Raw genomic sequence first — 24,495 nt, 5'->3', positions numbered from 1 at the left:
CCGGCGCCCCACGCCGACCCCGCCTTTGCACTCCCAGACTCTTCGCATTCCCCTACGTGGGCCTCACATGCACGCCCCCGCTGATCGTCCGTCATGTGGGCATGAAGAAGCCCCGTTGGTGTGGTGGCTGTGCCACCCTCCAACGGGGCTTCCCCTACAAAGAGTTCGGCGGTGTCCTACTCTCCCACACGCTCCCGCATGCAGTACCATCGGCGCAGTAAGGCTTAGCTTCCGGGTTCGGAAAGTAACCGGGCGTTTCCCTCACGCTATGACCACCGAAACACACCCCCCACCACAGTGGGGGAAACCTGTGTACCAGTACACACTGTTCAATTCAGGATTCTCAAACAACTATGGTTGTTGTTTCAGATACCGCACAGTGGACGCGAGCAAAAAGAATCTGTGGTCAAGCCCTCGGCTTATTAGTACCGGTCAACTCCAACCCTCACGGGTCTTCCATATCCGGCCTATCAACCCGGTCATCTCCCGGGAGCCTTAACCCCACACAGGGGGTGGGAGTCCTCATCTCGAAGCAGGCTTCCCGCTTAGATGCTTTCAGCGGTTATCCCTCCCGAACGTAGCCAACCAGCCATGCCCTTGGCAGGACAACTGGCACACCAGAGGTCCGTCCGTCCCGGTCCTCTCGTACTAGGGACAGCCCTTCTCAAGACTCCTACGCGCGCAGCGGATAGGGACCGAACTGTCTCACGACGTTCTAAACCCAGCTCGCGTACCGCTTTAATGGGCGAACAGCCCAACCCTTGGGACCGACTCCAGCCCCAGGATGCGACGAGCCGACATCGAGGTGCCAAACCATCCCGTCGATATGGACTCTTGGGGAAGATCAGCCTGTTATCCCCGGGGTACCTTTTATCCGTTGAGCGACGGCGCTTCCACAAGCCACCGCCGGATCACTAGTCCCGACTTTCGTCCCTGCTCGACCCGTCAGTCTCACAGTCAAGCTCCCTTGTGCACTTACACTCACCACCTGATGACCAACCAGGCTGAGGGAACCTTTGGGCGCCTCCGTTACATTTTAGGAGGCAACCGCCCCAGTTAAACTACCCACCAGACACTGTCCCTGATCCGGATCACGGACCCAGGTTAGACATCCAGCACGATCAGAGTGGTATTTCAACAACGACTCCACCCACACTGGCGTGCGAGTATCACAGTCTCCCACCTATCCTACACAAACCGAACCGAACACCAATATCAAGCTGTAGTAAAGGTCCCGGGGTCTTTCCGTCCTGCTGCGCGAAACGAGCATCTTTACTCGTAGTGCAATTTCACCGGGCCTATGGTTGAGACAGTCAAGAAGTCGTTACGCCATTCGTGCAGGTCGGAACTTACCCGACAAGGAATTTCGCTACCTTAGGATGGTTATAGTTACCACCGCCGTTTACTGGCGCTTAAGTTCTCAGCTTCGCCACACCGAAATGTGACTAACCGGTCCCCTTAACGTTCCAGCACCGGGCAGGCGTCAGTCCGTATACATCGCCTTACGGCTTCGCACGGACCTGTGTTTTTAGTAAACAGTCGCTTCTCGCTGGTCTCTGCGGCCACCACCAGCTCCCCCAGCACGTGGGATCACCAGCCGTGGCCCCCCTTCTCCCGAAGTTACGGGGGCATTTTGCCGAGTTCCTTAACCATAGTTCACCCGAACGCCTCGGTATTCTCTACCAGACCACCTGAGTCGGTTTAGGGTACGGGCCGCAACAGCACTCGCTAGAGGCTTTTCTCGACAGCATAGGATCATCCACTTCACCACAATCGGCTCGGCATCAGGTCTCACCCTCAACAGGGAGCGGATTTACCTACTCCCCGGGCTACACCCTTACCCCGGGACAACCACCGCCCGGGCTGGACTACCTTCCTGCGTCACCCCATCACTCACCTACTACAGGATCGGACCGCCGGCTCCACCACACCCACGGGCATCCGAAGACACACCACGGGGGGCTTCACGGGCTTAGCATCACCTGATTCAGCGCTGGCGCACTGCCACGGGTACCGGAATATCAACCGGTTATCCATCGACTACGCCTGTCGGCCTCGCCTTAGGACCCGACTTACCCTGGGCAGATCAGCTTGACCCAGGAACCCTTAGTCAATCGGCGCACACGTTTCTCACGTATGTATCGCTACTCATGCCTGCATTCTCACTCGCATACCGTCCACAACTCGTTTCCACGGCTGCTTCACCCGGCACACGACGCTCCCCTACCCACCCACACACCCGTTAAGGCACATATGTGAGTGACACGACGTCGGCGGTGTGCTTGAGCCCCGCTACATTGTCGGCGCGGAATCACTTGACCAGTGAGCTATTACGCACTCTTTCAAGGATGGCTGCTTCTAAGCCAACCTCCTGGTTGTCTCTGCGACTCCACATCCTTTCCCACTTAGCACACGCTTAGGGGCCTTAGTCGATGCTCTGGGCTGTTTCCCTCTCGACCATGGAGCTTATCCCCCACAGTCTCACTGCCGCGCTCTCACTTACCGGCATTCGGAGTTTGGCTAAGGTCAGTAACCCGGTAGGGCCCATCGCCTATCCAGTGCTCTACCTCCGGCAAGAAACACACGACGCTGCACCTAAATGCATTTCGGGGAGAACCAGCTATCACGGAGTTTGATTGGCCTTTCACCCCTAACCACAGGTCATCCCCCAGGTTTTCAACCCTGGTGGGTTCGGGCCTCCACGAAGTCTTACCTCCGCTTCACCCTGCCCATGGCTAGATCACTCCGCTTCGGGTCTTGAACACGCTACTCAAACGCCCTCTTCGGACTCGCTTTCGCTACGGCTCCCCCACACGGGTTAACCTCGCAACATGCCGCAAACTCGCAGGCTCATTCTTCAAAAGGCACGCAGTCACGACACGCCAAGCAAGCTTGACGTGCGACGCTCCCACGGCTTGTAGGCACACGGTTTCAGGTACTCTTTCACTCCGCTCCCGCGGTACTTTTCACCATTCCCTCACGGTACTATCCGCTATCGGTCACCAGGGAATATTTAGGCTTGACGGGTGGTCCCGCCAGATTCACACAGGATTTCTCGGGCCCCATGCTACTCGGGAAAAAGACAAGTGAGCCATCACAATTTCAGCTACGGGGGTCTTACCCTCTACGCCGGGCCTTTCGCATACCCTTCGCCTACCGCAATGGTTTCTAACTCACCCAGCCGCCGGCAGACGACTGAAGTCCCATCCCACAACCCCGTACATGCAACCCCTGCCGGGTCTCACACACATACGGTTTAGCCTCATCCAGTTTCGCTCGCCACTACTCCCGGAATCACGGTTGTTTTCTCTTCCTGCGGGTACTGAGATGTTTCACTTCCCCGCGTTCCCTCCACACACCCTATACATTCAGATGCGGGTGACAGCCCATGACGACTGCCGGGTTTCCCCATTCGGACACCCCCGGATCACAGCTCGGTTGACAACTCCCCGGGGCCTATCGCGGCCTCCCACGTCCTTCATCGGTTCCTGGTGCCAAGGCATCCACCGTGCGCCCTTAAAAACTTGGCCACAGATGCTCGCGTCCACTGTGCAGTTCTCAAACAACAACCAGCCACCCACCACCCCCACCCCACCAACGGGACAGAGTTCACCAGGGCCGGCAACCAAGAGACACACAACCACCACCACAACAGCAGCAGCCGCCCGCACTCTCAGACACCCAACAGCGCGCCCAACCCCCACTGCTCGCCTGCCCGTTCCACACCTCGCCCCCACCTCCAAAAAGGAGGAGAGACAAGGCAGTACTAGAAAGCAGACCCACAACAGCAGGCTGAATAGTCAACGTTCCACCCATGAGCAACCAGCACCGGACATCCGCCGGTGTACTGGCCTCTGCAGCCGCCCTCCCGCACCACCAACGGTGGAGAGTGACAACTGAAGATGCTCCTTAGAAAGGAGGTGATCCAGCCGCACCTTCCGGTACGGCTACCTTGTTACGACTTCGTCCCAATCGCCAGTCCCACCTTCGACGGCTCCCTCCCCGCAAGGGGGTTGGGCCACCGGCTTCGGGTGTTACCGACTTTCGTGACGTGACGGGCGGTGTGTACAAGGCCCGGGAACGTATTCACCGCAGCAATGCTGATCTGCGATTACTAGCGACTCCGACTTCATGGGGTCGAGTTGCAGACCCCAATCCGAACTGAGACCGGCTTTTTGAGATTCGCTCCACCTCACGGCATCGCAACTCATTGTACCGGCCATTGTAGCACGTGTGCAGCCCAAGACATAAGGGGCATGATGACTTGACGTCGTCCCCACCTTCCTCCGAGTTGACCCCGGCAGTCTCCCGTGAGTCCCCAGCACCACAAGGGCCTGCTGGCAACACGAGACAAGGGTTGCGCTCGTTGCGGGACTTAACCCAACATCTCACGACACGAGCTGACGACAGCCATGCACCACCTGTACACCAGCCACAAGGGAGGCTGTGTCTCCACAGCTTTCTGGTGTATGTCAAGCCTTGGTAAGGTTCTTCGCGTTGCGTCGAATTAAGCCACATGCTCCGCCGCTTGTGCGGGCCCCCGTCAATTCCTTTGAGTTTTAGCCTTGCGGCCGTACTCCCCAGGCGGGGCACTTAATGCGTTAGCTGCGGCACGGACAACGTGGAATGTCGCCCACACCTAGTGCCCAACGTTTACGGCATGGACTACCAGGGTATCTAATCCTGTTCGCTCCCCATGCTTTCGCTCCTCAGCGTCAGTATCGGCCCAGAGATCCGCCTTCGCCACCGGTGTTCCTCCTGATATCTGCGCATTTCACCGCTACACCAGGAATTCCGATCTCCCCTACCGAACTCTAGCCTGCCCGTATCGAATGCAGACCCAGGGTTAAGCCCCGGGCTTTCACATCCGACGTGACAGGCCGCCTACGAGCTCTTTACGCCCAATAATTCCGGACAACGCTCGCACCCTACGTATTACCGCGGCTGCTGGCACGTAGTTAGCCGGTGCTTCTTCTGCAGGTACCGTCACAAAAGCTTCTTCCCTGCTGAAAGAGGTTTACAACCCGAAGGCCGTCATCCCTCACGCGGCGTCGCTGCATCAGGCTTCCGCCCATTGTGCAATATTCCCCACTGCTGCCTCCCGTAGGAGTCTGGGCCGTGTCTCAGTCCCAGTGTGGCCGGTCGCCCTCTCAGGCCGGCTACCCGTCGTCGCCTTGGTAGGCCATCACCCCACCAACAAGCTGATAGGCCGCGGGCTCATCCTGCACCGCCGAAGCTTTCCACCCGGTAGAGATGCCTCCCCGAGTCGTATCCGGTATTAGACCCCGTTTCCAGGGCTTGTCCCGAAGTGCAGGGCAGATTGCCCACGTGTTACTCACCCGTTCGCCACTAATCCACCCCCGAAAGGGCTTCATCGTTCGACTTGCATGTGTTAAGCACGCCGCCAGCGTTCGTCCTGAGCCAGGATCAAACTCTCCGTGAATGCACTAGACACCACGAAAGAGCGGCACAACCAGGAGGAATAATCCCGGCGTGCACAGCATCCTCGCTGTCAATCAAAGAAATCCCACGCCTCCACAAACAAATGTGAAGACACGAGGGTATCAACATATCTGGCGTTGACTTTTGGCACGCTGTTGAGTTCTCAAAGAACGGACGCTTCCATCACGACCCTCACAGGCCGCTCCGGGCGCTTCCCTCTCGGTAAACCCGACACTATCAGATCCGAATTCCCGATCCGAACGGACCGGATTTCCATCCCTGAATCCCCTGCCGGGAGGGGCCGTCTTCCGACGCGGCCGCCACATTAGAGGAACTCCCCCAGCACCTCAAAATCGAGACGCCATACAACCCGCACCGAACTGATTTCCGCACACAGACGCACGAAAAACAGCCCCGCAGGGCGGGGAGAACACTTCAGTAGAGACTGCCTTCGGAAGGCAAGAGCGTCGCCTCAGAAGCCGAAGGGCTCCGTGGCAACCCGGAGAACACTACGGACCGGCGCGACCTCTGTCAACTTGCTGCCGCTGCCGGCTCACCGGCCATCAGTCCAGGTCGGTGAGCCGGCCGCCGGCATCCGGCTGCGCGTCCTCCACGCGGCGCAGGAGGCGCGTGAGCAACTCGCCCAGGAGGGTCCGTTCGACCTTGGTCAGGTCCTGGAGCAGCTCCTCCTCGAACACCGAGGCCTTGCGCATCACTTGGATCCACTTCTCACGACCCTCGTCGGTGATCCCGATGATGACCCGCACGCGGTTCTCCGGGTCCCGCTCCCTGGTCACGAGTCCCTGAGCGAGCATGCGGTCGATCCGGTGCGTCATGGCAGCGGGCGTCAGGCCCAGGCGTTTGGCGATGGTGCCGGGTGACAACTGGTACGGCGTGCCCGCCATCACAAGTTCCTTGAGGACTTCCCACTCGGCGTGGCCGAGGCCGAGTGTGCCGAGTTGGCGCCCGTACGCGACGTTCATCCGCCGGTCCAGGCGGCTGAGCGCGTTGACCACCTTCTCCACCTGCGGGTCCAAGTCACGGTACTCGCGCTGGTAGATGGCGATCTGTTCGTCGAGGGTGGGCTGTCGCTCCGGCACTGGGGGCATGGGCCGGGAGTATTCCATGTGAAGTCGTTCGACATGAAGCCTTGCCCTGTGTAGTCTTTAACTTCGAACTTTAGCATTGAAGTCTCCTCGCTGGTAGAGGACTTGATCAGAGGTAGGTGAGTGTGACCAGGGCGATGGGCGCTGTGCTGCGCCGGATCCAGTTCGGGAACGCCCTCGCGGCGTTCGGCAACGGCTTCACCGCGCCGTTCCTGTTTGTGTACGCGTCACGGGTGCGAGGCCTGGGCGACGGGGCTGCCGGTGCTGTTCTGGCGGTCTTCGCGGTCGTCGCGCTCGTCGTGCTGCCGTTCACCGGGCGGGTGATCGACCGACGGGGCCCGATGCCTGTGGCCCTCATTGGCTCCGGCTTCGGCATGGTCGGCGCACTGGGGTTCGGCATATCGGAGAGCGCTGCGTCCGCACTGGCCTCGTCGGCACTCATGGGCGCGGGAGTGGCCGTCCTGCAGCCCGCACTCGCGACCATGATCGTCTCGTGTTCGACGACCGTGACTCGGTCGCGTGCCTTCGCCACTCAGTTCTTCCTGAACAACCTGGGCCTGGGTGTCGGCGGACTTCTCGGAGGGCTGCTGGTCGACGAGCAGCGGCCTGCAACGTTCACGTTGCTGTTCGTCATAGAGGCCGCCATGTTCGTCGTACTTGCGACGGTGCTGGCGACTGTCCGGCTCCCGCGTCCACGGACGGGTGAGACGCGCGTCCACGGTGCAGCGGCAAGCGAGTCGGCGGGTGGCGGATGGTCGGTACTGCTGCGCGACCGGTCGATGGTGCTTCTGTGCGTGCTCGGCTTCGTGCTGTTCTTCGCCTGCTACGGCCAGTTCGAGTCGGGGTTGTCGGCATACGCGGTGGAGGTCACGCGAATATCGACGGCGACGCTGGGTGTCGCCCTCGCGGCGAACACCGCGGTGATCGTCCTGACACAGTTCGTGGTGCTGCGGCTGGTCGAGCGGCGCCGGCGCAGCCGGGTCATCGCTCTGGTGGGGTTCATATGGGCCGTGGCCTGGGTGGCCGCCGGTGCCTCCGGCCTTGTTCACGCGACGCAGGCGACCGCGACCGCGCTGCTCATCACGACGTATGCGCTCTTCGGGGTCGGCGAGACGATGCTTTCGCCGACGGTTGCACCTCTGGTGGCCGACTTGGCGCCGAGGCGGCTCGTGGGCCAGTACAACTCGGCGTTCGCGCTGGTGAAGCAGCTGGCACTCGCTGTGGGCCCCGCGGTTGGCGGGCTGCTGGCCGCCACGGGTGCGTACGGGGTCTACATCGTGATGCTGGTGGGGTGCTCGCTGTTGGTGAGCGTGCTGGCGCTGTGGCTGGGCCGGCACTTGTCCGCCGCGGAGGACCGGCCGTACCGGTCCGTCGTGGTGGCGGGCAGCAGCCCCCAGCCGCACACGTCCGATGCAGGGAAGGACGTTGCCGCAGAGTCCACAACCGTGGAGCGGGCGGCATCGGTTTCGATCGGCGTGGGCTGAAGGGCATGCCCGGCAGCACACTCCGCAAGTACATGCGAAGCAGGTGAACGCGAACAACTCCTGAGGAGGTGATCGGGAGGCCGGCCTCTCAGCACCCCGCTTTCACGGCTGCGTCACGCCGTGGGGAGGGTGAACTCGCACCACACCGACTTGCCTCCTCCGGGGGTCCTTCTCGAACCCCATGCCGAGGCGATGGTGGCGACGATGGAGATGCCGCGTCCCGCCTCGTCCACGGCATCGGCAGAACGCCTTTGGGGCAGGTGCTCGTCGCCGTCGGTGACCTCGACGATGAGACGCCGGTCCGTGCGTCGCAGACGCAGACGCATCGGCGGAATGCCGTGCTGGAGCGAGTTGGCGACGAGTTCGCTGGCGGCCAGTACGCCGAGGTCGTGCAGTTCGGTGGGGAAGCGCCACGAGGTGAGCACACCGGAGGCGAAAGCCCGGGCGCGGGGGGCTGCTTCGGTGCCGCCGAGCAGGTCGAGGGCAGCGTTGTGGAAGAGCTCGGCGTCGTGGCCCGTGCGGGCGGGGTGATGGAGTACGAGGACTGCGACGTCGTCATCGTGTTCGGCCGTGATGCCGAGTGAGCGCAACAGGCGGTCGCAGACGATGTCGGGCGAGCCGGTGGCGCCCGCGAAGGCTCGTTCCAGCTTGGAGACTCCGGCGTCGATGTCGGCGTCGCGCCGTTCTACGAGGCCGTCGGTGTAGAGGACGGCCGAGCCTCCGGGCGGGAGCGGCAGTGAGCTGGAGGCGTGCACCCAGCCGCCCGTGCCCAGCGGGGGCCCGGTCGGCTCGGGAGCGCGCTCAACCGTACCGTCCGCGTCGCGCACGATGATCGGTGGATGACCCGCCGAGGCATAGTGCAGTAGCCCCTCGTTGGGATCGTGCACGGCGTAGACGCAGGTGGCGATCTGGCTGGGGTCGATCTCGGCGGCCAGCCCGTCCAGCAGCTGCAGGACCTCGTGCGGTGGCAGATCGAGGCGGGCGTATGCGCGTACGGCGGTGCGGAGTTGGCCCATGACGGCGGCGGCGCGTACGCCGCGGCCCATGACATCGCCGATGACGAGGGCCGTGCGGCCGGCACCGAGGGTGATGACGTCGTACCAGTCGCCGCCGACTGCTGCTTCCGTACCGCCCGGCTGGTATGTGGCGGCGACCCGCAGATCGTCCGGCTGTTCCAGTTCCTGGGGCAGCAGGCTCCGCTGAAGCGTGACCGCGGCCTCACGCTGACGGCGTTCGCTGGCGCGCAGCCGCTCGGCGGCCTCGACCTGGTCGGTGACTTCCGCGGCGAAGATCAGCACACCGTTCTCGCCGTCGGCCGTGATCGGCGTGCAGGTGAAGGTGTAGAAGGCGTCCCGGCTGTCACGTGCGTCGGCCGAGCGGGGAACGCGGCGCGACTTGACGGTGCGGGGCTTGCCGCTGCGCAGCACCTGGTCCATCAGAGGGAGGAGACCGAGTTCGACGAGTTCGGGAAGGGCGTCGCGGGCTGTGTCGCCCTGCGTCCGGGGGCCGAAGACGGCGATGTAGGCGTCGTTGACGTATGCGATGCGGTGATCGGCGCCGTGTACGACGGCAGCCAGAGCGGGGACCTGGCCGAGCAGGTCGTGCACGGACAGGGCGTCGATGCTGCGGGTGACGTGTGCGCTGGAGGCCCCTGTGGCTCCGGCTCCGGGTGTTTCGCTGCTCGTACGGGCGCCGGTGGAGGAAGTGGACGCAGCGGACGGGGCCGCCCGGGTGGCCGGGCGGGCGGGATCCGCTCCGTCGACGGTCGCGGCGTCGCGGCGTTCGGCCCGCGCCGCCGGGACGCCGCCGGAGCTCCCCGATACGGCGTCGTCGGCGGCTGGGGCGGAATCGTCGCTGTCACCCCCGGCACCTCCCGCGGCGCTCTCCGACGTCTCAGGCGCCTGCGCTGCTGTTGCCCTCGCTGCCTGCGCTGCCGAGTTGCGTCGCTGTGTGCCGGGCAGTCGGGCGCTCCAGCGCGTGAAAATCACGGTCGTCCGATTCCTCGTGTCGTTCGGAAAGACGGCTCCCCGCTCGGCCGTCGTGCTGGTCACTGTGTGCGGATGCGAGCCCACTCATGGTCACACGCTCCGCAGGGTGCGCGGCGCAGACATTGGATCACGCACCGGCGGCCCGTCGGTTCACCCGGCGTCCCCCGGGAGTCGGCTACCCCGAGCCGTCCCGGAAAGAGCACGCTTTCGTGCCCTCAGTCGTCCTCGTGGCGACGTGTGCCGCCCGCCGCGAGTTCGAACTCGGCGCGGGGATGTTCGAGTGAACCGAGTGAGACGATCTCGCGCTTGAAGAGTCCCGCCAAGGTCCATTCGGCGAGAACCCGTGCCTTTCTGTTGATCGTTGGAACGCGGCTGAGGTGGTAGGCGCGGTGCATGAACCACGCCGGGTAGCCCTTCAGCTTGCGTCCGTAGACGTGCGCGACGCCCTTGTGCAGCCCGAGTGAAGCGACGGAGCCCGCGTAGGCGTGACGGTAGTCGGTGGCGGGCGCGCCGCGCAGGGTCGCCGCGATGTTGTCCGCGAGCCGTCTGGCCTGACGTACGGCGTGCTGGGCGTTGGGGGCGCACAGGGCGCCCTTCTCGCCCTTCTCTTCGGCGAGGAGGTCGGGGACGGCGGCCGCGTCGCCGGCGGCCCATGCGTTGTCGACGCCGTCGATGCGCAGCTGAGCGGTGCACTTGAGCCTGCCGCGCCCGTTGAGCGGCATGCCGGCAGCGGCGATCACGGGATTCGGCTTGACGCCCGCGGTCCACACGAGGGTGCGTGTGGGGTGGCGGGAGCCGTCGCTGAGTACGACGACCCGGTTCTCGCAGGAGTCCAGGCGGGTGTCGAGGCGTACGTCGATGTTCCGGGAGCGCAGTTCGCGCAGTGCGTATGTGCCCATCTCCTCGCCGACCTCGGGGAGGATCTTTCCGGAGGCCTCGACGAGCAGGAACTTCATCTCCTCGGCGCGAACGTTGTGGTAGTAGCGGCACGCATAGCGGGCCATGTCCTCCAGTTCGCCCAGGGCCTCGACGCCGGCGTAGCCGCCGCCGACGAAGACGAAGGTGAGGGCGGCGTCGCGGACTTCGGGGTTGCGGGTGGACGAGGCGATGTCGAGCTGTTCGAGCACGTGGTTGCGGAGGCCGATGGCTTCCTCGACGGTCTTGAAACCGATGCCGTGCTCCGCGAGGCCGGGGACGGGAAGGGTGCGCGAGACGGAGCCGGGCGCCAGTACGAGTTCGGTGTAGGGGATCTCGACGGCACCGGTGCCCTCTTCCTCGGTGGCGAGGGTCTTGACGTGGGCGACGCGCCGTTCGTGGTCGATGGAGACGGCCTCGCCGACGACGAGCCGGCAGTCACGCAGGACTCTGCGCAGAGGCACGACCACATGACGGGGCGAGATCGAGCCGGCGGCGGCTTCCGGAAGGAAGGGCTGGTAGGTCATGTAGGGCTCGGGGTCGACCACGACGATCTCGACGCCGTCGGCGCCGGCGGATCCGGGGGTCTTGGAGCTCGTGGCGGGGGCGGAGGAGCCGTTGGAGCCGTTCGCCGTTCGCCCGAGGTGGTGTTTCAGCTTCTGCTGAAGTCGCAGGGCCGTGTACATGCCCACATATCCGCCGCCGATCACGAGAATGCGCGCGGGTCCGTTCATCGCCTTCGTCACCAGTCCATGACGCACCCGCGACCGGGGGTTTGTCCACAGGCTCAAAGAATTGTGTGACTGACGGAGAGTGCGCGTCCGCTTCACTCGGAGGTCTCCTCGCGATGCCGTCATAGCAGGTCAGACGTGGAAGGAGGGGCGGCGCCGAGGGGTGCGAGAGGGTGGGTGCTGGAGCACTTCCGGCCACCCCAGGCCGTCCGCGACAACGCCCTCTTCTCTCTTGACCACAGCTCAACTATGTTCGTGGTCGTCGGAGGCGCGGTACTTGAGGACCACGGTGTCGGCGTCACCGACCGCGACAGCGTGAGGGTCTCCGGGGGGAGACTTGATGACCGGGGGAACATTGATGCGTATTCAGGGTATTCACGGCTCTGCTTCCGTTGCTGCTGCCATGGCGGCGGCTCCGGAGAACGGGAGCCAGGGGGCAGGCAAGGGCAGCGAGGGGTTCGGCCGGGTCGAAGGGACGACCAGCGCGAGCACGGCCGGCGGGGCGCCGCAGTCTGTGGCCGCCCCGCGCCCCACTCCGCTGAGGGTGGACGCACAGAGAAATCTGGAACACGTGCTGCGGGCAGCCCGTGAGGTCTTCGGTGAGCTGGGCTACGGCGCACCCATGGAGGACGTCGCCCGGCGGGCCCGGGTCGGCGTGGGAACCGTCTATCGACGCTTCCCGAGCAAGGAGGTACTGGTCCGGCGGATCGCAGCGGAGGAGACCTCCCGGCTCACCGAGCAGGCGCGCACGGCTCTGGGCCAGGAGCACGAACCGTGGTCGGCCCTTTCGCGCTTCCTGCGCACGTCGGTCGCCTCCGGGGCCGGCCGTCTGCTGCCGCCGCAGATACTGCGCGCGGATGGCTGGGGCGGCGACGGGGCTGTCACAGAAGGCACTTCGGCGCGGTTGCCGCAGCAGCGGCAGCCGGCGTACGGGCAGGAGGGGCAGTCCGGACTGAGGCTGGTCGGGGACGGCACATCCGCGGGCCCCGCACCTCAGGGGCAGGCGGGGCAGGGCGGTGACGGCCTCGACGGCTTCGAGGACGACTCCGGCTGTGCGGAGTTGCTCAGCGTGGTCGGCCAGATGGTTCAACGCACCCGGGATGCCGGGGAGTTGCGCGGCGATGTGACGGTCGGCGATGTGCTGCTGGTGATAGCCACCGCGGCCCCCTCGCTGCCGGATGCGGCGCAGCAGGCGGCGGCCTCGAGGCGGTTGCTCGACATACTGCTGGAAGGGCTGCGCCCGCGGCCGTAACACGCACGGCCGTAGGCACGATCGCGGGGACGGAAGGCCGGCCGCGCACGCCGAAGGCTTCGTCCGTTCAGGGTCCGTTCAGAGGTCTAACGGCCGGCTGACTCTCGACGAGCGGCCCGGGTCTCGAGGGCCTCATGGTTCTCGAGGGCGGCTTGGTCGGGTGTGTGCGCGCCGGGCTCCAGTGTGCTCCGCAGTCACCGGTCGGCAGGCGCGCCTGCCGGTGGGCGGTCGGATCTCCCAATCGGCGGCCCGGCCTCCTTCGTCCGGTGCCGTGCATCAGCACCGGCTCAACCGAGTCCGGGTGTCCGGGGCCGGACGGGGGTGGACTGGACGATCGAGGTCGTGGTCTGCCCGTGCAGAAGGAACCGGTCGAGGACTTCCTCGAAAGAGCCGACGTCCGCCGCATGGACCTTGATCAGAAAGCAGTCCTCGCCGGTGATGCGGTGGCACTCGCTGACCTGCGGCAGGCTCTGTGCGAGTTCGGCGATCTTAGGCAGCTGTCCGGGCCCGGGCCGTACGCGCACGAAGGCTGCGACCGGGTATCCGAGCGCCGCCGGGTCCACGTCCAGGCGGTAGCCGCGGATCACGCCGTCCTCCTGCAGCCTTCGCAGGCGGTCGCGGGCGGTCGGCACCGAGACCTCGATCCGGCGGGCCAGCTCGGCGGTCGGCAGGCGTGGGTCGGCGTCGAGCTCGGTCAGGATTGCCCTGTCCACAGCGTCCATCTTCATCATCGCCAAAGTGAGGGGTGATTTTCAGCGCGGATCAGAAACCGCTTCAGGCCCAGGCTTGCATTTTCGGCATGGATTCGCGCATTCATGCTTGCGATCGTGTCAGGCATGGTCAATGTCTCGCGCTTTCGTCGAGCTGCGGTGAGTGCCGGGGCCGCCGCCGGAAAGGGTGCGCCTCGGTCCGGGAACCGTTCCGCGGCGGTAAGGGCGGCCGACCGTCTGCCGCCATCCGCGTACTTCGTGACCAGCGCCGTCTTCCACTACCTCGGGCCGGCTTTCGCGGTGCTGCTGTTCGCCCGCATCGAGGTGCTGGGAGTCGCCTGGCTCCGCTGCGCCTCCGCCGCGGTCGTCTTCGCCCTCTGGCGTAGGCCGTGGCGGGTGTGGGTCGCATCCTCGTGGCGGCAACGGCGGCTGCTGCTGGCGCTGGGGACCGTGCTGGGGCTGATGAACAGCTCGTTCTATCTGGCCCTGGAGCGGCTGCCGTTGGGGACGGTGGGAGCGATCGAGTTCCTCGGGCCGGTGGTGCTCGCCGTGTCCGGGCTTCGCTCGGCACGCAACGCGTGTGCGCTGCTGATGGCCGTCGGCGGTGTCTGGCTGCTCACGGACGTGCATCTCGCGGCCGAACCACTCGGCCTGGCCTTCGCGTTCGGCAACTGTGCGCTGTTCGTGCTCTACGTGGTGCTCGGTCACCGGCTGGCCGCTGACGGAGGCGCTTCGGGCATCGACCGTCTCGGTGCGGCGATGCTCGTGGCGATGGCCGTCGTAGCTCCCGTCGGCGTGAGTGAGGCGGCGGTCGCGATCACGTCGCCGGTGCTGCTGGCGAGCGCGTTCGGGGTGGGCGTGTGCTCCTCGGTAATCCCCTACGTCTGCGATCAGCTCGCCATGTCACGTCTGCCCCGTGCGACGTTCGCGCTCATGCTCTCGCTGCTGCCGGCGACGGCGTGCCTGATCGGCTTCGTCGTGCTGACGCAGGTGCCGACGTGGCTCGAACTGACCGGTGTCGCACTGGTCGTAGCCGGAGTAGCGGTGCATCAGGAACGTGCGGCAGGCGCGTCCGCCGTTCGGCCTCCGCCCCGGACGCCCTCCGCGCCGGAGGCATCACAGACCTCTCCGCAGGCATGACGCCGTGCGCCTCAGCGGGTGGGCGGAACAACACCATGGACGGCTCAACACGATGGACGGCTCAACGGGACAGGTGCCTCACCTGGGGCTCAGCAGGTCGGCAGTTCAGCTGGACGAGCCGCCGGCGGCGTCACAGCGCGGGCCGCTTCTGGGCGGCGGGGAGCACGCCCGAGGCCACGGCACGTTGCCGGGGCGCGGCGGAACCCGTCCAGCATGTACCGCGGCGCGAGATGAGCCGACGCAGCCACAGCTCCGTCGAGACGAGGTCGGCAAGTCCGTCGAGCGGCAGGGGTTCGCCCTGGGAAGCGGCGCGGATGGCCTTCCGTACGACTCTGGCCTCGATGAGCCCGGCGTCGGCAAGCAGCGGGGAGTCGAAGAGGTCGATGAGTTCGCCAGCGGCGGTACGCAGGCCCGCGCGCACAGAGGCTGCCTGGTAAGCGTGGGACGGGGTGCCCCAGCCCGGTGGCACGTCGTGCACGCCGGCTCCCGCGAGCACCGCACGCAGCACCGACGCCCGGGCGCCCGGTTTGACGCGCAGCGCCTCGGGGAGGTCCCGGCAGGCCCTGACGACCTGGTTGTCGTAGAAGGGCGCGTGGAGCCGCTGGTTGCGGATCTCGGCGGCCTGTTCGAGGACGCGGTGGTCCGAGGCCTGGCGCGCGAGGGCGGCGCGGGCGCGGCGCTCGCCGGGGCGCTCGACGGTCGGCCGGAGCCGGGCCGCGGCCTCGAGCCGCGCGGAGACCTCGGCGAGCGCCTCCCCCGTCAGCCATCGGGCGGCCGGACCTGGACGGCACCACGTGAGAGCGGCGACGGAGGATCCGACGGCGCCCTCGCTGCCGTAGCCGCCGGCGCCGCCGAAGACGCCGAGATCGGCAAAACCTTTCCCCGTGTCCGCGGCCGCGTCATTTCCGGAGCCCGCTCCTGAGCCGCTTCCGGCGCCACGCCCCTGACCGGTGCCGTTCCGTCCGGCGCTGTTGCGCCCGGTTCCGTTCCGGGACGAGCCGCCGGCACGCAGCCGCTCGGCGGTGCTGATGACGCCGTCCCGGTACTGGGTACGCGCAAGCTTGCGGGCCGCTCTGTAGACCGTCCACGGCACCAGCACCGACCGCCCCGGCGGTACGTCCTCCGCCCGTGCCAACGCCGCGACGGGCCGCAGGAGATGACGTCGGCGGCGGTCCATCAGCAGGTCGGCGAGGCGCGCGGGGTGGGCGTCGATGACCTGGCGGGCGCCGTATCCGACGAAGTGGTCAGAACTGCCGACGGCCAGCCGCTGACGGTGCCGTCCCGCGACCACCAGAGACGGTCCGGGCTCGTCCGTGAGGGGCCCGTCCAGGTCGGCGTACGGCAGGGCCTCTTCACCTGCCGCGACGACGACATGGTGCAGCCGCGGATTCTCCGCGATGCTGCGCGCACGCTCGAGCTCGGCGGCGGCCGAGCCGTCCGAACCGGTGCTGGTGGCAAGGTCGTTGAAGGTCACCGCGAGCAGCCGCGCGCCTCCTTCCGAGCCGTCCAGCGTGCCGTGGACGGTGCCCGGCACGCCGGGCAGCCCCGCGGCCAGGAGCGCGAGGGTGCCGGAGGCCGGTCCGCCGGACAGGTCGGCACCCACGCCGGGGGCGGGGCCACCGCGTGCCGCGCGCCTGTCGGCCGGGCCCATGCCGGGAACCGGGCCGGGGTCGCGGCCGTCCGTGCCGTTCGCGGTCCGGCCGTTGCGGGTACCGGAGGCGCCTCGCGACGAACCGCCGTGCCCGGCACCGGAGTTGCCGTAAGCGGCGCGTTCATGGGGATGGGGGCGCGGGTGGGGATGCGTGTCGCTTCCGTAGGCATCGTGCAGGTACTCGTCGTCGTGCCCGTGGACGCCGCCGGGGCGGGCGTTGTCGCTCAACGCCCCCTCGGCGTAAGCCCGTTCGCCGTACCCCTCGTCCGCGTAGGCAGCCCCCGGGTAGGAACCGCCGGGGTACGCACCGCCGTTCCCGTACCCGTTGCCGTACGTGTCGCTGTTCCCGTAGCTGTCGCCGCCGCCGAACACGGCGCCGTCGCCGTACGCGCCGCGGCTGCCGGGCATCACATCGCTGCCGTACGTGCCGTAACTCCCGTACGTGCCGCCGCCGCCGGCTCCGTAGCCGTAGCCCATGTCGCTCTCCGACGCGTGCCGCGGGGCCGCCAGCCGGGCACGTACCGCTTCGACCAGCGCGTCGCGCACCCGCGCCACGGCGGTCTCCGGGTCGACGGGCGGAGGGGCGGAGACGACGAGCGACGACGCGGGTTCGTAGCTCGTGATCTCGCGGCTGCCCTCGCGCAGGATCAGCGCATGTCCCGGTGGTACGCGCCGCACCCCTTCGTAGGGGGTGCCGTCCCCGAGCGCCTCGGGAGCGTCGGGGCAGGCGAGCAGCGCGCCGAGGTGCCCGACGTCGAGCTGTGCCTCGGTGAGGTCGGCGAGCGGCAGGGCCGCGGTGGCGTAGGCGGTGCCGCCGTCCCACGGAGTGTGGAAGACGGGCCGGGCTCCCGCGAGATCGGCGGCGATGGTGAGCCGGCGGCCGACGTAGGCGACGGCTGTGTAACTGCCGGGCCAGGCAGTCAGATGGCGGTACGCACCGCCGCGTGCGGCGGACAGGCCCAGGCGCAGTTCTTCGTCGCTGGCGCCGCAACACCCGAAGACGGCAATGCGGTTGGCGGCGTCGGCCTCGATGACGCGGACCTCGTCCGGACGCCAGTCCCCCACGGCCCAGAGGGGGTCGGGGTCACTCCACAGCAACTGTGCGCCCACCGGCTCCAGCGAGCCGGGCGCGTACCGTCCGCGTCCAGGAGCGGCGCTGCTCCATCCCACCAACCACCGCATCGCCGCCCGCCTCCGCTGCCTGAGTGACGCCGTCGGGGTGTGCGCGCCCTCCCTGCCTCCTCCGGCGGGGAGGGCCCTTCCCCTGCCTCCGACAGGGATGCCCCATTGCTGCCCTGCGGCCATGTTGCCACGAGAAGGGTGCACGAGAGGCGCGAAAGGGGCGCATATCTGCCCTCAACGCGCCGCCTGTGAAAGTGGGTTGCAAGGTTCGTGCGCCGGGTCGCGGGGCGGTTCCGGTGGAAGGCGGCCGGGCATCCCGGCACGGGCGGAGGGCAGGCATATACCGCTGGCGTCGGCTTGCGGCACCGCACGGCTGACCGATGTTATTCGGCCAAGTATGAGAGCGGGGTTGCCCGTTGACGGGGCCCCGGAGCGGGTTCGGGTGCCCCTGGATTCCTACGCCCCGTGTTCACCGCGCTCGTACGAACGTGCGGAACCGGTACCGGCGCGGACGATGGGGAGACCCTCTCAGACGCGGTCACAGCGTCTCCATGAGCAAGTCGAGAGGAAGTGAGGCGCCGGCGCGAGCGACGGCGTTCCGGAGGGCCGCGCCGACTTCCCTGCGAGGCGACCGAGATCGTCGATGACGCGCACACGGAGTCGCCACATCTCGAAGGTCACGGCAGGCACGGGCAGCGCAGCAGGACGGCGGGAGAAGCCCGGAAGGCACGGGCAACAGGCCTGCGGGCGCGCGCCGTGCACGCGGTGAGAGCCTCCGGCGGGGTCCGCCGGCCCGGGAAGGCTTCTCCAACTTCCCGGGCCGGACCGCCGCCCGCGGGGAATGGGGCGACGGTTTCCCCCAGCCCGCTGGTCCAGTTCAGCGGGCCGACCCACGCATTTCTCATGGAACCTCCCGCCCGCCCGTCCTCACAGGCGCATGAGCGGGCGCACGACCACACACCCGGAGCACGGGCAAACCCCCGGAACCACCGTTGTCCGACGACTTCTCCACATGGATTTCGGACGGCTCCTGCGCGCCGCAAGAACGCTGGCACGTGCCGCACGCACGTACGCGCCCAACGGCAGGCGCACGCATGCACATCGGGACAAGCGGTGACACACCCGGCCGCACGAAGACACTCCCACGGATTCGGCGGCCGCACGCGCTCCGCCCGTCCGCCGTCCACGGGCCCCTGCACGCCCCGTCGGGCCGAACGCCGCCGACCGGACATCCGCCCGCCCGCCGGCAGTTGCCGCCGCCGTATCCGGCGACAGGCAGTACACAACCGCGCGCCGGTCCACGCCGCCCCGTGCCGCCCTGCGCACGGACACGAATCCCGCCATCCCACCGGGCGCCTCTTAACGGTAGGGATCCGGCGAACTACGCTAAGTCTTCAGTGCGTTCCAGCGTCGTGCCTGCCGCACAGGTCAGGTCCGGCGGTCGAGGGACGCATCCCGCGCCTCTCGCGCGGGTAGCAGGTGTCTTGCCGCCGGTTCGCACCGGCCGGCGGGGCGGCCGTCGGTGTGTGTCAGGGGTGTGCGCGCATGTCCAGGGAGCCACGCGGGCCGAATGAGAAACTCGGCACCGTTCTCGCCCTCGCAGGAATCAGCAACGCCGGACTCGCCCGCAGGGTCAACGACTTGGGTGCCCAGCGCGGTCTGACGCTCCGCTACGACAAGACGTCCGTCGCCCGCTGGGTCTCCAAGGGGATGGTCCCGCAGGGTGCCGCGCCGCACCTGATCGCCGCGGCGATCGGGAGCAAGCTCGGCCGCCCGGTGCCGCTGCACGAGATCGGTCTCGCCGACGCCGACCCCGCGCCTGAGGTCGGTCTCGCCTTCCCGCGCGACGTACGGGCGGCCGTGAAGGCCGCCACCGACCTCTACCGTCTGGATCTGCACGGCGGCCGCCGCGGCGGAGGCGGCATCTGGCAGTCGCTCGCGGGGTCCTTCGCGGTCAGCGCGTACGCGACGCCCGCGTCCCGCTGGCTGATAACCCCGGCCGACAGCTCGGTCGCCCGCGACCCGGAGACCGCCGCCGCGTCGGGAACGGGAGGCGGCGCCGGAGCCGACGGCGCCGCCAACGGCCCTGACAGTGCCGGTGATTCGGAACCCGCGTCGCCGCTGCGCGTCGGGCACACCGATGTCGCGAAGCTGCGCGAGGCCGCCGACGAGGCCCGCCGCTGGGACTCCAAATACGGCGGCGGCGACTGGCGTTCGTCGATGGTGCCGGAGTGCCTGCGCGTGGACGCGGCACCATTACTCCTCGGCGCGTACACCGACGAGGTCGGCCGTTCCCTCTTCGGCGCGACGTCCGAACTCACGCGCCTCGCAGGCTGGATGGCCTTCGACACCGGGCAGCAGGAGGCGGCACAGCGGTACTACATCCAGGCCCTGCGGCTCGCCCGGGCCGCCGCCGACGTCCCCCTCGGCGGTTACGTACTGGCCTCCATGTCCCTCCAGGCGACCTACCGAGGCTTCGCCGACGAGGGCGTCGACCTCGCGCAGGCAGCCGTGGAACGCAACCGCGGCCTTGCCACCGCACGCACCATGAGCTTCTTCCGCCTCGTCGAGGCCCGCGCCCACGCCAAGGCCGACGACTCGCACGCCTGCGGTGCCGCCCTGTCCGCGGCGGAGAGCTGGCTGGAACGGGCGCGCGAAGGCGACGCCGACCCCTCCTGGCTGGACTTCTACTCCTACGACCGCCTCGCCGCCGACGCCGCCGAGTGCTACCGCGACCTGAAGGCACCGCGTCAGGTGCGCCGCTTCACGGAGAAGGCCCTCTCGAAGCCGACGGAGGAGTTCGTACGGTCGCACGGCCTGCGCCTGGTCGTATCGGCGGTCGCCGAGCTGGAGTCGGGCAATCTGGACGCGGCGTGCGCGGCCGGAGCCCGCGCGGTCGAGGTGGCGGGCCGCATCTCGTCGGCGCGCACCACCGAGTACGTACGCGACTTGCTGAACCGGCTCGAACCGTACGGGGACGAGCCACGCGTGGCGGAGCTGAGGGAGCAGGCGCGTCCGCTGCTGGCCGCACCGGCGTGAGAACGGGCCCCGGGTGCGGGTACTGCCTGAGCGGGGGTGGCGCCCGGCGGGGCGCGATGACATCGTGACCTGCGTCGCAGCACGTTGTCAGTGGTGCGGTTCATGATGGATGACGTGCCCGCCCACACGTCCCCGATGAGCAAACCGCACCCGCACGACACGTCCAGCGTCTCCAGCACCACCCCGGGGAGAGCCATGCAGAAGCCGGCGCCCGCGACGCCCGGCGGCTCCCGCCGTGCCCGTTCACGCCGGGGCGGCTCCCGCCCCGGCTACGACTGCGACGTCGTGATCGTCGGCGGCGGCATCGTCGGCCTCTCCACCGCCTACGCGATCACCCGCGCCTCGCCGGGCACGCGCGTCGTCGTCCTGGAGAAGGAGCCCGGACCGGCCCGGCATCAGACGGGGCGGAACAGCGGCGTCATCCACAGCGGGATCTACTACAGACCCGGTTCGCTCAAGGCCCGGTTCGCCGTGGAGGGCGCGGCGGAGATGGTCGCCTTCTGCGCCGAGTACGGCATTCCGCACGAGGTGACGGGCAAGCTCATCGTCGCCACGGAGCGCGAGGAGCTGCCCCGGCTGCACGCGCTGATCCAGCGCGGCAGACAACACGGCATCCCCGTACGAGAGTTGGGCCCCGCGCAGATCACCGAGCGGGAGCCGCACGTGCGCGGCCTGGCCGCGATCCACGTCGGCACGACCGGCGTGTGCGACTTCGGCGCGGTGGCCGCGCAGCTGGCACGCCTCGCGCGCGACGGCGGCGCCGAGATCCGCTACGGCTCGCAGGTCACGGCCGTACAGCGGCGCCCCGGCGCCGGCGTGGCCCTCCGGGTGGAAGCCCAAGGCGCCGCCGCCGGCTCCGCGGGGCGCCCACCGGCCTCCTCCGTCGTACGGGCCCGCGCCATGGTCAACTGCGCGGGCCTGCACTGCGCGGCGGTCGCGCAGCTGACCGGTGACGAACCGGCGGCGCGCATCGTGCCCTTCCGCGGCGAGTACTTCGAACTGGAGCGTGCACGCGAGGACTTGGTGCGCGGCCTGGTGTACCCCGTGCCCGACCCGGCCTTCCCCTTCCTGGGCGTCCACCTCACGCGCGGCGTCCACGGTGGCGTCCATCTCGGCCCGAACGCCGTGCCCGCCCTGGCGCTGGAGGGCTACGACTGGGGCACGGTCCGCCCACGCGAGCTCGCCGGCGTCCTCACCCACCCCGGCACGTGGCACATGGCGCGTCGCCACTGGCGTTACGGCGCCGGGGAGTTGCGCCGCTCCCTCTCCAAGCGCGCATTCACGAGAGCGGTGCAGCGGCTGCTCCCCGAGGTTTCCGAGAGCGACCTGGTCCGGGCACCCGCCGGAGTGCGGGCGCAGGCGGTGCTGCACGACGGGACCCTCGTCGACGACTTCCTGATCACCGAGGGCCCGCACGCGGTGCACGTCCTCAACGCCCCCTCCCCGGCGGCGACGGCATCGCTGCCCATCGGCCGCGAGGTGGCCGCACGCGCGCTCAGCGCCCTGAAGGCACTGGAGGCGGCGGCCCGCTGAGCCCCCCGACCGGGTCGGCACGGCGGGACGCGCGGACGCGAGCAGCCGGAGCCCCGAGCCCTGTGGCGGGGAGCGGGTGACGCGGAAGTGCCGCGCTCCCGGTGGCCGGGGGCGGGGGCCAGAGGACGGCAGCCCGGGGGACGGCCCGGGGCCAGAGGGCGGCAGCCCGGGGGTTGCGGGACGGCGGCCCGGGACGGGAAGAACGGGAGCCCAGCTCAGGGCCGTGCGCCACGCCCTTACAGTGGACGTACTGTGCCTGAGAAGCCTGAGAAACCTGCCATGTTCCCGGACGGCAGCGGCCCTTCGGCCGACCCGGCCGGGTCGCATCACGAGCGCCGCATCCGGAGTTTCCAGCCCCGCCGCAGCCGCGTCACGGCGGGGCAGCGAGCGGCGCTGCGCCGGCTCTGGCCGAAGTGGGGCTTCGACATCGACGGTCGGCACCGCATCGACCTGGCCGAGCTGTTCTCCGACGCCGCCGGCTCGGAGACACCGGAGACACCGGCGAGGCCGGGAACACCGGAGACCTCCGCGGAGCTGCCCGGTCAGCAGCGGCGTGAAGAGCGTCCCGTCGTCCTGGAGATCGGCTTCGGCATGGGTGAGGCGACGGCCGAGATGGCCGCCGCGGAACCGGACACCGACCTCCTCGCCGTGGACGTGCACACCCCCGGCCAGGGCAACCTGCTGCGCCTCGCCGAGGAGCGCGGGCTGACCAACATCCGCGTCGGGAACGGCGATGCGATCATCCTGCTCCGCGAGATGCTCGCGCCCGAGTGCCTCTCCGGCCTCCGCGTCTACTTCCCCGACCCGTGGCCCAAGAAGCGCCACCACAAACGGCGCCTGATCCAGCACGAGTTCCTCGATCTCGCGGCGGGTCCCCTGCGTTCGGGCGCGCTCGTGCACTGCGCGACGGACTGGGAGCCGTACGCCGAGCAGATGCTCGACGTCTTCTCCGGTCACCCCTCGTACGAGAACACCCAGCTCGACGGCGGTTTCGCGCCACGTCCGGCGATCCGCCCCCGTACGCGCTTCGAGGGCCAGGGCCTGGAGAAGGGTCACAAGGTGCGCGACCTGCTCTTCCGGCGCGTCTGAACCAGCCCGGGACACGGTGCAGGGCAGGGCACGTGCTGCCCTGCCCTGCACCTTCCGTTCCTGTTGTCGCCGTTCCCTGCACGGGACTTGCCGGCTCCATTCCGGTCCTTGCCGGGTCCATGCCGGTCCCTTGCCGGGCCCGGATCAGGTCCTTGCCAGGTCGTTGGGGTCGCTCGTCAGGCGGCCGCCCCGCCGGAGCCGTAGGCCGTCGAATCGTCGATTCCCTCGACCTCGATGCGCTCCTTGCGGACCGTCCCGCGGACGGTCTCCTGGCGGACGTGCTCCTCGGTGACCAGGCGGATCCGCTCGACGGGCACCGCCTCGACCTCCGTGACGGGACGCTCGTCGTGGAGGATGACCTCGTAGCTGTCCTCCGAGATCTCGGGCCCGCTCATCGCGGCTTCCCGGTTGGCGTCCGTGATGGGCTCACGCTCGAGACGCACCTCTTCGTGGCGCACCGGAACGGCCTGCTCCACCTCCTCCGTGACGACGTACTTCAGCAGGCGCGCACGGCCCGTCTCGTACCGCTGGGTGCCGACGTGCAGATGCTCCTCGGAGCGCGTCATGGCATCCTGCTCGGTCGCATAGGCGGACGTCGGCGCCGCACCGGCACCTGCCGCTTCGCCCGCGTAGGGCGTCGCACCGGTGGAAGCCTCTCCTGCCGCCCCGGTGGCTCCCGCGACTCCGGCTGCGCCCGCCGCGCCGGCGGCCGCACCGGCCTCAGGAGCCTCGGCCGTCCGGGTACCGGCGCCTGCGGCCGTGCCCTGGGCCTCTCCTCCTGCTTCGGGTGCCGCCTGCGACCCGTCCCATGCCAGGCCGTAGAAGCTGTAGAGCTCGCGCTCCTGCTGCTCCGTGAGACGGCCCCTGGAGACGTCCATGTGGGGCGCTTCCTTCACCTTCGTCCTGCGGAAGGGCACCTCGATGTTGTCCCCGACGACGCGGCCCTCATGGATCGGTACGAACGTCTCCTGAGTGCCGAAGAGACCCGTACGGACCGTGGCCCACTCCGGCTCGCCCGTGCGTTCGTCCAGGAACACGTGACGTGCTTCGCCGATCTTCTTTCCGTCGGGGTCGTAGATCATGTGATCCACCACTGCCGGGATCTGCTCCTGGGAGATCATGAAGGCCTCCTACTCCCAATGGCGTATGGCTCCACTTCCAGCCAAACTCGGCCCGCAGTCGCGTGCACACCCGTACCAGAACATCCAGGGGCAAATCAGGCCAAACGGGTGAACGAGCGGCCTCCCTTCCGTTGCCGACAGCCCTGTTCACAGGCCCTGTCCGTCAATCCGG

General features: G+C 68.1%; 12 protein-coding genes and 3 rRNA genes. 6 read left to right on the top strand and 9 right to left on the bottom strand.

Annotated elements, in window-relative coordinates; genetic code table 11:
- Positions 1 to 163 precede the first annotated feature (163 nt).
- The 4 genes from rrf to EV375_RS20695 form a co-directional block, all read right to left on the bottom strand.
- A 5S ribosomal RNA gene (rrf, locus tag EV375_RS20710) occupies positions 164 to 280 on the bottom strand.
- Positions 281 to 402: 122 nt separating this feature from the next.
- A 23S ribosomal RNA gene (locus EV375_RS20705) occupies positions 403 to 3,530 on the bottom strand.
- Positions 3,531 to 3,913: 383 nt separating this feature from the next.
- A 16S ribosomal RNA gene (locus EV375_RS20700) occupies positions 3,914 to 5,443 on the bottom strand.
- Together the 16S, 23S and 5S rRNA genes form the textbook arrangement of a ribosomal RNA operon.
- Positions 5,444 to 6,005: 562 nt before the next feature.
- The gene (locus EV375_RS20695) at positions 6,006 to 6,551 is read right to left on the bottom strand and encodes a MarR family transcriptional regulator (protein ID WP_165434783.1); all 546 of its coding nucleotides are present in this window, start codon (positions 6,549 to 6,551) and stop codon (positions 6,006 to 6,008) included.
- Positions 6,552 to 6,685: 134 nt separating this feature from the next.
- Here EV375_RS20695 and EV375_RS20690 point away from each other — a divergent pair, with 134 nt between their 5' ends.
- Positions 6,686 to 8,032: an MFS transporter gene (locus EV375_RS20690; RefSeq protein ID WP_207228392.1), complete on the top strand. Its 1,347-nt coding sequence runs from the start codon at positions 6,686 to 6,688 to the stop codon at positions 8,030 to 8,032.
- A gap of 113 nt (positions 8,033 to 8,145) precedes the next feature.
- On the opposite strand, the gene EV375_RS20685 is transcribed toward EV375_RS20690, so the two are convergent.
- Together EV375_RS20685 and EV375_RS20680 are read right to left on the bottom strand one after the other, a co-directional pair.
- The gene (locus EV375_RS20685; RefSeq protein WP_130300767.1) at positions 8,146 to 10,020 is read right to left on the bottom strand and encodes a SpoIIE family protein phosphatase; all 1,875 of its coding nucleotides are present in this window, start codon (positions 10,018 to 10,020) and stop codon (positions 8,146 to 8,148) included.
- Between the two features lie 215 nt (positions 10,021 to 10,235).
- Positions 10,236 to 11,669 (bottom strand): NAD(P)/FAD-dependent oxidoreductase, encoded by a 1,434-nt coding sequence (locus EV375_RS20680; RefSeq protein WP_130300765.1) that lies wholly within the window; start codon positions 11,667 to 11,669, stop codon positions 10,236 to 10,238.
- A gap of 355 nt (positions 11,670 to 12,024) precedes the next feature.
- On the opposite strand from EV375_RS20680, the gene EV375_RS20675 reads away from it, so the two are divergent.
- A complete protein-coding gene (locus tag EV375_RS20675; RefSeq protein ID WP_130300763.1) occupies positions 12,025 to 12,918 on the top strand; it encodes a helix-turn-helix domain-containing protein in 894 nt (297 codons plus the stop codon).
- 287 nt (positions 12,919 to 13,205) lie between these two features.
- On the opposite strand, the gene EV375_RS20670 is transcribed toward EV375_RS20675, so the two are convergent.
- Positions 13,206 to 13,640, bottom strand: coding sequence for an Lrp/AsnC family transcriptional regulator (locus EV375_RS20670; RefSeq protein ID WP_130301999.1), 435 nt, complete (start codon positions 13,638 to 13,640; stop codon positions 13,206 to 13,208).
- 246 nt (positions 13,641 to 13,886) lie between these two features.
- Here EV375_RS20670 and EV375_RS20665 point away from each other — a divergent pair, with 246 nt between their 5' ends.
- Entirely contained in the window at positions 13,887 to 14,768 is an 882-nt protein-coding gene (locus EV375_RS20665; RefSeq protein WP_486588609.1) for an EamA family transporter, read from the top strand.
- Between the two features lie 130 nt (positions 14,769 to 14,898).
- On the opposite strand, the gene EV375_RS29825 is transcribed toward EV375_RS20665, so the two are convergent.
- A complete protein-coding gene (locus tag EV375_RS29825) occupies positions 14,899 to 17,601 on the bottom strand; it encodes an asparagine synthase-related protein (RefSeq protein WP_486588608.1) in 2,703 nt (900 codons plus the stop codon).
- Positions 17,602 to 19,086: 1,485 nt separating this feature from the next.
- Between EV375_RS29825 and EV375_RS20650 the strand changes: the two genes are divergently transcribed.
- The 3 genes from EV375_RS20650 (at position 19,087) to trmB (ending at position 23,202) form a co-directional block, all read left to right on the top strand.
- Positions 19,087 to 20,580, top strand: coding sequence for an NsdA family TPR-like regulatory protein (locus EV375_RS20650; RefSeq protein ID WP_130300761.1), 1,494 nt, complete (start codon positions 19,087 to 19,089; stop codon positions 20,578 to 20,580).
- Positions 20,581 to 20,715: 135 nt separating this feature from the next.
- Positions 20,716 to 22,113: an L-2-hydroxyglutarate oxidase gene (gene lhgO / locus EV375_RS20645; protein WP_486588607.1), complete on the top strand. Its 1,398-nt coding sequence runs from the start codon at positions 20,716 to 20,718 to the stop codon at positions 22,111 to 22,113.
- A 279-nt stretch (positions 22,114 to 22,392) separates the two neighbouring features.
- Positions 22,393 to 23,202, top strand: coding sequence for a tRNA (guanosine(46)-N7)-methyltransferase TrmB (gene trmB, locus EV375_RS20640; protein ID WP_130301996.1), 810 nt, complete (start codon positions 22,393 to 22,395; stop codon positions 23,200 to 23,202).
- Between the two features lie 176 nt (positions 23,203 to 23,378).
- Here the strand turns inward: trmB and EV375_RS20635 are convergent, their stop codons facing one another.
- On the bottom strand, positions 23,379 to 24,323 hold the full coding sequence (locus EV375_RS20635; RefSeq protein ID WP_130300759.1) for a PRC and DUF2382 domain-containing protein: 945 nt from the start codon (positions 24,321 to 24,323) through the stop codon (positions 23,379 to 23,381).
- Positions 24,324 to 24,495 lie beyond the last annotated feature (172 nt).

The organism is Streptomyces sp. CNZ301 (assembly GCF_004217425.1).
The sequence above is the reverse complement of the archived record's forward strand: the minus strand, read 5'-3'. Positions and strand labels throughout refer to the sequence as shown.

Coding starts and splice junctions, on each gene's coding strand:
- EV375_RS20695 (WP_165434783.1), bottom strand. CDS start 6,551: ATGCCCCCAGTGCCGGAGCGACAGCCCACCCTCGACGAACAGATCGCC.
- EV375_RS20675 (WP_130300763.1), top strand. CDS start 12,025: ATGCGTATTCAGGGTATTCACGGCTCTGCTTCCGTTGCTGCTGCCATG.
- EV375_RS20650 (WP_130300761.1), top strand. CDS start 19,087: ATGTCCAGGGAGCCACGCGGGCCGAATGAGAAACTCGGCACCGTTCTC.
- EV375_RS20680 (WP_130300765.1), bottom strand. CDS start 11,669: ATGAACGGACCCGCGCGCATTCTCGTGATCGGCGGCGGATATGTGGGC.
- EV375_RS20635 (WP_130300759.1), bottom strand. CDS start 24,323: ATGATCTCCCAGGAGCAGATCCCGGCAGTGGTGGATCACATGATCTAC.
- trmB (WP_130301996.1), top strand. CDS start 22,393: ATGTTCCCGGACGGCAGCGGCCCTTCGGCCGACCCGGCCGGGTCGCAT.
- EV375_RS20670 (WP_130301999.1), bottom strand. CDS start 13,640: ATGGACGCTGTGGACAGGGCAATCCTGACCGAGCTCGACGCCGACCCA.
- EV375_RS20690 (WP_207228392.1), top strand. CDS start 6,686: ATGGGCGCTGTGCTGCGCCGGATCCAGTTCGGGAACGCCCTCGCGGCG.
- EV375_RS29825 (WP_486588608.1), bottom strand. CDS start 17,601: ATGCGGTGGTTGGTGGGATGGAGCAGCGCCGCTCCTGGACGCGGACGG.
- lhgO (WP_486588607.1), top strand. CDS start 20,716: ATGAGCAAACCGCACCCGCACGACACGTCCAGCGTCTCCAGCACCACC.